This window comes from Psychrobacter sp. UBA6739 (assembly GCF_002453835.1).
In the GTDB taxonomy this organism is placed as follows: Bacteria; Pseudomonadota; Gammaproteobacteria; order Pseudomonadales; family Moraxellaceae; genus Psychrobacter; species Psychrobacter immobilis_A.
The window spans coordinates 1-7878 of sequence record NZ_DKHR01000039.1 but is presented as its reverse complement, the minus strand read 5'-3'; the positions used below and the strand labels follow the sequence as shown (position 1 = coordinate 7878).

Here is a 7878-nt window from a genome sequence, read left to right as displayed (position 1 = left end):
TGCCAGCAAGCTCCTAATATGTGCTTTTGTCATTTTTGCTTTGCAAAGATATGATCAAAAGCCGTTTGGTTAAATATTCACTTAAAGCGGCCTTCTGTTCTTAACCAGAATGAGTTCTTTATCCGAACTTGTAGCGTGCCAAAAGCAAAATAGGTTTAAAGCCCCGCCGACCCTTCCATTATAGGATGTCAGCAAAGGCATAATGAAATAGTGCTAGAAACGATGCTCTAGCTGTCATAGCGCCCGCTGTTTGATTGGCGGCGCATATATAATTCAGTGGTGTATATTATACATAGTATTTCAGTCATTGCAAGGGTAATATCTGTAGCGACTTATGATATTACCCTTTATAAACAGTAATATGTAAACAACCGTATCTGTGCTTAATAATCACGCTTATATGAATTGGTAACTATGCACTGTTAATCTAAAACTATGAAACATCAATCCAAAACAATGTCATATTGCTCTTGAGTATAGAGATTTTCGACATCAAAGGTAATCACTCTACCAAGTAAATACTCTAAATCTGCCACCGTGTCTGACTCTGAAGTGAGAAGTAAATCAATCACTGCAGCATGGGCAACGACCGTAAATTTCTTGGGAGAGTTATAAGTACGAGCACAACGCATGATTTCACGGAATATCTCAAAGCACACTGTCTCAGCCGTTTTAACAAAGCCGCGTCCTTGACAGGTCGAGCATGGCTCACATAGCTGCTGTCCGAGCGACTCACGCGTACGTTTACGCGTCATCTCTACTAACCCAAGCTCACTGACCTGAGTAATCTTAGTTTTGGCATAGTCTTGTACTAGCTGTGATTGCAGACTCTCTAACACATCATCTTTATGCTGCTGTTCAAGCATGTCAATAAAGTCTAGGATGATAATACCGCCTAGATTACGCAAACGCAGCTGACGGGCGATTGCATGAGTTGCCTCAAGATTGGTTTTATAAACCGTATCTTCTAACGAACGCCCGCCTACGAATGATCCTGTATTGACATCGATTGTGGTCATCGCTTCTGTTTGGTCGATAATGAGATAGCCACCTGATTTTAAATCTACGCGGCGTTTTAAAGCATCACGCAAATCATCTTCGACACGATGGACATCAAACAAGGATGGCTCAGCGGTATAATGGACAATGCGGTCATAGACAAAAGGTACAAACTCTTTGGCAAAGGATCTGACTTGTTCGTAAATTTGTGCATTATCAATGATGACTTTCTCGGTATCCGCGTGTACCAAATCACGGATAGAACGCAGCGGTAATGATAGCTCTTGATAAATAAGCTCAGAACTTTGATGTTGTTTCATCTCTTGGCGACGCGCGCAGATGGTACGCCACAGTTGCAATAGATAATAAATGTCTTCTTCAAGCTTATCGACAGGGACACGTTCAGCAGCGGTACGAGCGATGAGACCGCCTTTTAGATTGACCGTTTGCATCAGGCTACTAAGCTCAGTCTTCAAACGAGTGCGCTCTTCTTCGCCATCAATGCGCTGAGAGATACCAATGTGTTCGCTTGAGGGCAGATACACCAAATAGCGAGATGGCAAGGATATATTGGTGGTCAAGCGAGCGCCTTTACTGCCCAACTGATCTTTGGTCACTTGCACTAAAATACGTTGGCTTTCATGCAAGCGATGTTGAATCAACGTTTTAGAAACAGGGATGACTTCGGTATTTTGTATACTAATCACCGGTGGCGTGACAGCCAAGTTATCAGTACCATTTTCTACCACAGCATCTTCTATATTGCTATCCGATTTTTTATCGCTATTGTCAGCCGCTTTACTTTTATTTTCTGCTACTGGACGCGGCTCACGCTGCATATCATTGACATGTAAAAATGCTGTCCGCGACTGCCCGATATCAACGAATGCTGCCTGCATACCAGGTAAAACGCGTACGACTGTACCCAGATAGATATTGCCGACCAGACCCAATTTATGATGACGTTCAATATAAATTTCGCCCAAGATGCCATTGTCTAAGACTGCGACACGGGATTCCATTGGACTAATATTAATCAGCAGCTCTTCGGACATAATGTTTTTCTCTTATCTCTCAGCTTTCTTGTTAGACGTTCATCGTCTATTATCTTTATAGTGTAACAAATGCAGCTGGCTCTCGCCCATTACTCTCGCGTGTTATTATGTGCAGCAGGTTAGAGTGACAACCAATCTCTGAGAGACAAATAATCTCCATCAGGGTCTGTCTCGTATTTTACTTGACACTAATATCTGTGACGTTTTTAATTAACGCCAGCGTTTGTGGAAGTGGTAAACCCACGACATTGGTATAGCTACCATTGATACGGCTGACCCAAATAGCACCCAAACCTTGTATACCATAACCACCCGCTTTATCAGCAGGCTCACCACTTTCCCAATAGTTACTCATCATCTCCGCAGTGAGCGCTATAAAGGTCACTTCGGTACGCTCAGTGATTCGTTGCTGATTAATGATTTGAAATACTGGCTCATGAGTTGAGCTGTTAGCCACTTTAGAAGATAATGATATATAAGTTGCTTGAACCGCTGTCCATACTTCATGGACATTATCAGACATCCGTTGCCACATGCTATAAGCGTGCTCACGATCGACTGGCTTGACCAGCACTGTTTGACCATCTGCCAGCACACCGATGGTATCAGACGTTAAAATGATAAGTGAGTCAGAAAAACAGCTTTTATCCGTTTTCAAGCGTGATGCTAGTTGCTGTATGGCAGCCTCAGCTTTAGTGGCGACCATGCGCTCGATATAGTCTGTGGGTGACTCATCATCATGCTTTGTTTCATCAACATCTACACTCAATGTGCTAAATTCTAGTTGTGCTCTTTCTAACAGCTCACGACGGCGCGGCGAACCAGAAGCTAAAATAATATCCATCGCTACTCTCTTTATATCTGAATTTATCTGCCTACTACCGAAAACTGCTGCCTTTTAGTGCATTAACATTAGTTAGTCAGGATTAATAAACACCAGCGCTAAAATCTTATTGGTTGTCAGCAGAATTTTTCTTATGACGCAAATTTACGCAAAGCCAGTAGTACCAATGGCCAGCTGATGATACTCATCAACAGTGATAAGGCAGATTGTGCGACAAAGACATTCTGGATAAACATCTGCAATATCCATAAACATAATTGAAAAACAACCAATCCTAAGCTCGCTAATAACCATGCACTGATGGTATTTAGTTGCCTAATATAAATACTGGTTATTTTTATGAAGAAGGCGACTGCCACGGCGGCAAACGCTTGCTGTCCCAAATGGGTATCCATGAGTAAGTCAGCAATGAGACCGATGGTAAATGCTGTAAAAATACCAACATAGCGTGGCTGAAATAACAACCAAAAAATCAGCACCATGATCATGACCATAGGGCGTAAGGTAGCCATACTAGGACTTAACGGATATACATTGAGCGATGACGCAATAACAAAACTTAGAATGATGGTAGCAATCAGTAGTACCGTTGCATTCTCAGAATCAGGATACGACATGGGTACTTACCTTAACGAATGTATTGATGGCTGCTGTTAAAGCATGAGTGGGTATTGATGGGATAAAAACCATGGCTAAAAATGTATCGACAAAAAGACCAGTTAATAAATAGATGCCAGCCATTATCTTATTGGTACTTACGTATTGAGCACCTAACTTCTTAACGGTCATTGAGAGTCATATTATTTTTATTCACCAGCTTATCTTGCAGGACTAATACATACGCATTATCGATAAAGTTCGCCGCTGGGGTCACTTCTATACTTCTAAAGTTATCGGCTTGAGTATCTTTAATATGGGCGATACGCCCGACACGATACCCTGCTGGAATACGCCCACCCAATCCTGATGACACCAGCTCATCACCCACACGCACGTCTGAGGTTTTGAATACATAGTCAAGGCTTAATGAGGTTGGTATACCTTGCCCTGTCACGATAGCGCGTTGACCTGTACGCTTGACTGTAACTGCAACCGATTGCTGTTCATCAGTAATCAATAGTAGGCGACTGGTATTGGGATAGACATTAATAATCTGCCCTAAAATACCGTCTTCATCAATCACTGTCTGTCCAACTTGAACCCCGTCTTGAACGCCTTTATTGAGCACCACGATTTGTCTGAGTAAGTTGGTGTCTGTACCAATTACCTGTGCCAAATTAAGATCAAATTGTTCAGGCTTGGTTGTTGATAAAATACCTTGCAGGCGCGCATTTTGTGCCAAAATATAATCTTGCTGCTGTAACTTGGCTTGCGCATGGATAAGCTGAGACTTCAATTGCATGTTTTCGCGGCGCAGCGCTTCTTTAGACTGTAAGCTGCCACCTGCCCAATGCTTGGCATAACTCGGTAACAGTGACAGCTCATAAATAGGCTGCATAGCGGCATGACTGGTACTACGTACTGGATTAAACCATTCTGAATTTTTGCTATCGAACCACATCAGTATTAGAGCTGCTATTAATACAATGGCAGTCTTACGAAGTGCTAACGGCTGGCGCGCAAAAATACTTGGGGTCATAAGTCGTCTAACTCAGGAGTTATAAAATAAGCAGTAGCCAGTACTGGGTTCTAGTTAATGAATGCAATTAAAGGCAGCGCAACTGGCTACCTTTAATTTTATACTGTTTTAACCCACTATTTTTACGCAAGCTATCATCAAGCACGACGAAGATGATTTATCAATACCGCAGTGCTTAACTAAAGCAATCTAAACAAAAATCATGTTCAAGCTTTTGTTATTGATAAAGTCAAGCGCAATACCACCGCCGCGGCTAACACAAGTCAATGGATCTTCAGCAACGGTCACAGGTAGACCTGTCTCTCTTGAAATTAATTTGTCCAAATCACGTAACAGCGCACCGCCGCCCGTCAAAACAATACCACGCTCTGCGATGTCTGATGACAGCTCAGGTGGCGTCTGCTCAAGTGCCGCTTTTACCGCGCTAACGATACCGCTCAGCGGATCACTCAGGGCTTTTTGTACTTCTTCTGAATTAACAGTAAAGGTTTTTGGCACGCCTTCTGCCATGCTACGACCGCGAACTTCGACTTCTAGCTGACTGTCTTCATTCAAAGCAGAGCCAACTTCGTGCTTAATACGCTCAGCTGTCGTCTCACCAATCACACAACCATGGGTACGGCGCACGTGGGTGATAATCGCGTCATCAAACATATCGCCACCGATACGAATCGACTCAGCATAAACGCAACCAGATAACGCGATAACGGCAATCTCCGTCGTGCCGCCACCAATATCAACCACCATCGAACCGCTGGCCTCATGAACTGGCAAGCCAGCACCGATGGCAGCTGCCATTGGCTCTTCTAACAATAGTACTTTACTCGCACCTGCCGAAGATACCGCTTCACGAATCGCTTTACGCTCAACCAGAGTAGACTTACAAGGCACACAAACCACCACGTTAGGCTGCGCCATAAAACGCTTGGCTTTTACCTTCGTGATGAAATGCTTGAGCATTTTTTGCGTCACTTCAAAGTCAGCAATCACGCCGTCTTTTAATGGGCGAATCGCTGTAATGTTAGCAGGTGTACGACCAAGCATCTGCTTGGCATCAATACCAACAGCCGCAACGGTAGGGTTTTGGGTACGATTACTTCGTAACGCAACCACCGTAGGCTCGTCAAGTACGACGCCTTTATTAGGAATAAAAATGAGAGTGTTCGCAGTACCGAGGTCGATAGCGATATTATTTGATAAAAATCCAAACAGGTTCATGACTAATATTTCCAGCGTATTACAAATGAGGCGAATGAGGCGAATGAGATTGACTGAGGCGTTACTCGTCAGCGTTGAGCAGGTCGTCGTTAGACATTACTTATGGCGAAATTTGAACCTCGCAACAAGTCAAACCTAAGCAATAATGATGCAATGGAAAAACTGAGCTAAATTATACCGATTTGGCTCAAAAAAAACACAGATATTTGCATCAGTAAGTCAGGATTTCGGTCTTAAACGCTAAAAGTTGTTACAAAGTTTAAAATAGCAGTAAATACCATTCGACTTAATGAAACATCATTTAATTCAATAACTAACAAGGCTCTACAGGCAAATGATAATTTTGCTTAGCAGCACAGGTGCATACTGTAACGTATTTCAGAACGTAATGGGTAAGCAATTGAGAATCAATCGTGAATTATACGGTCAATTTTGCAAATCACGCCATCTTGGTTGATATTGTGCATCAATCAAGCGTCATGCTCTGTAAACTTAAGCCAGATGCTTTATAATAAAGCCACTATATATACATCTTAAGATAAACCCCTTGTTTTAGTTTGTGTTAATAATTATCTATATCTAATGCTTGCCTATTTTAGCCGCATTCTACTCTAACAAAAACTGTCCTTCACTGGAGAAACTATGTCACAGCAACCAGCAACGTCTGACAGCAACGTCAGCCGTGAAGAAATCCTAGAAGTTGCCAACCTTGCACGTTTGGGTGTCGATGAAAGCACAGCCGATAGCTATGCCGGCGATATTAGTAAAGTATTAAAACTGATGAATACGTTATCTAACGTGGATACCACAGGCATCAAACCCTTAGCGAATATCCATGAAGCTTGCCAAGAATTGCGGGCTGATGTGGCCAAACACGATATCAACCGCGCGCGCAATCAGTCAGTCGCCCCAGCTGTTGAAAATGGCTTATATTTGGTTCCACAAGTGATTGAATAAGCAGCGCGCTGCTTTAATCGCTACCCTATTTTACTTTATGCTATTCACATTTTGACGGACGACACCTTATGTCAGAACTTCATTTATTAAGTACCCAGCAGCTTATTACGGGCTTGCAAGACAAACAATTTAGCAGCCTTGAGCTGACAGAACACTACATCAAGCGTATAGATGCGCTAGACAATAAGATTAACAGCTTTATCACTCATACTTCTGAGACAGCACGCGCGCAAGCAAAGGCAGCAGACGAGATGCGCGCGCAAGGCGATCAGCGTCCATTACTTGGCGTACCGATGGCGCACAAAGACATCTTTTGTACCCAAGGTGTACTGACGACTTGTGGCTCTAAGATGCTGCATAACTTTGTCTCGCCTTATGACGCTACCATCGTTTCTAATATCGACAAAGCAGGCATGATTAGCTTGGGCAAGCTCAATATGGATGAGTTTGCGATGGGCTCAGACAATAGCAGCTCATACTACGGCACGGTACAGAATCCTTGGAACCTAGAGCGCGTCCCCGGTGGTTCATCAGGTGGTAGTGCTGCCGCCGTTGCCGCAGGTTTTGTCCCAGTCGCAACGGGCAGTGATACTGGTGGCTCTATTCGCCAGCCTGCCTCATTTTGTGGTTTAACCGGTATCAAGCCCACTTATGGTCGCGTCTCTCGCTTTGGGATGATTGCCTATGCCTCAAGTCTGGATCAAGCGGGTAGCATGGGGCGCAGTGCTAAAGATTGTGCCTATCTATTGCAGCCGATGATTGGTCACGATCCGCGCGATGCGACTTCTATCAAATATGACATGCCTGACTACGTACAAGACATCAATGATGCTGAAGGCGCGGCTAGCGACAAGCCCTTTGCTGGCTTACGCATTGGTGTGGCCAAAGAATACTTTAGTGCTGGACTAGACGCTGAGGTAGAAACGGCCGTACGTGCTGCTCTGAAAAAATATGAAGAGCTAGGTGCGACGATTGTGGAGGTGAATATCACTGACCCTGAGATTACCCTTGCCACTTACTACATGCTCGCCCCTGCCGAAGCATCATCAAACCTGTCACGCTTCGATGGTGTACGTTTTGGTTATCGCTGTGAAAACCCGACCGATCTCATCGATTTATATACGCGCTCACGCTCTGAAGGTTTTGGTCCTGAAGTACAGCGCCGT

General features: G+C 43.8%; 7 protein-coding genes. 2 read left to right on the top strand and 5 right to left on the bottom strand.

From position 1 onward, the window contains the following. Positions 1 to 443: 443 nt before the first annotated feature. The 5 genes from B2575_RS09395 to B2575_RS09375 form a co-directional block, all read right to left on the bottom strand. Positions 444 to 2054, bottom strand: coding sequence for an Rne/Rng family ribonuclease (locus B2575_RS09395; protein WP_296241588.1), 1611 nt, complete (start codon positions 2052 to 2054; stop codon positions 444 to 446). Between the two features lie 178 nt (positions 2055 to 2232). After that, entirely contained in the window at positions 2233 to 2898 is a 666-nt protein-coding gene (locus B2575_RS09390; protein ID WP_201553290.1) for a Maf family protein, read from the bottom strand. Between the two features lie 131 nt (positions 2899 to 3029). After that, a complete protein-coding gene (gene mreD / locus B2575_RS09385; protein WP_045446600.1) occupies positions 3030 to 3515 on the bottom strand; it encodes a rod shape-determining protein MreD in 486 nt (161 codons plus the stop codon). A gap of 161 nt (positions 3516 to 3676) precedes the next feature. Then, a complete protein-coding gene (mreC, locus tag B2575_RS09380; RefSeq protein ID WP_087814671.1) occupies positions 3677 to 4537 on the bottom strand; it encodes a rod shape-determining protein MreC in 861 nt (286 codons plus the stop codon). A gap of 189 nt (positions 4538 to 4726) precedes the next feature. Next, positions 4727 to 5755 carry a rod shape-determining protein gene (locus B2575_RS09375; RefSeq protein WP_083475748.1) on the bottom strand — a complete coding sequence of 343 codons (1029 nt, stop codon included), beginning with the start codon at positions 5753 to 5755 and terminating at the stop codon, positions 4727 to 4729. A gap of 642 nt (positions 5756 to 6397) precedes the next feature. On the opposite strand from B2575_RS09375, the gene gatC reads away from it, so the two are divergent. Together gatC and B2575_RS09365 are read left to right on the top strand one after the other, a co-directional pair. Then, a complete protein-coding gene (gatC, locus tag B2575_RS09370) occupies positions 6398 to 6712 on the top strand; it encodes an Asp-tRNA(Asn)/Glu-tRNA(Gln) amidotransferase subunit GatC (protein WP_201553288.1) in 315 nt (104 codons plus the stop codon). A gap of 68 nt (positions 6713 to 6780) precedes the next feature. Continuing rightward, on the top strand, positions 6781 to 7878 hold a 1098-nt coding region (locus tag B2575_RS09365; protein WP_296241581.1), incomplete at its 3' end, for an amidase.

Excerpts from the sequence above, each read along its gene's own strand:
- B2575_RS09375 (WP_083475748.1), bottom strand. The coding sequence starts at position 5,755 with ATGAACCTGTTTGGATTTTTATCAAATAATATCGCTATCGACCTCGGT.
- B2575_RS09395 (WP_296241588.1), bottom strand. The coding sequence starts at position 2,054 with ATGTCCGAAGAGCTGCTGATTAATATTAGTCCAATGGAATCCCGTGTC.
- gatC (WP_201553288.1), top strand. The coding sequence starts at position 6,398 with ATGTCACAGCAACCAGCAACGTCTGACAGCAACGTCAGCCGTGAAGAA.
- mreD (WP_045446600.1), bottom strand. The coding sequence starts at position 3,515 with ATGTCGTATCCTGATTCTGAGAATGCAACGGTACTACTGATTGCTACC.
- mreC (WP_087814671.1), bottom strand. The coding sequence starts at position 4,537 with ATGACCCCAAGTATTTTTGCGCGCCAGCCGTTAGCACTTCGTAAGACT.
- B2575_RS09390 (WP_201553290.1), bottom strand. The coding sequence starts at position 2,898 with ATGGATATTATTTTAGCTTCTGGTTCGCCGCGCCGTCGTGAGCTGTTA.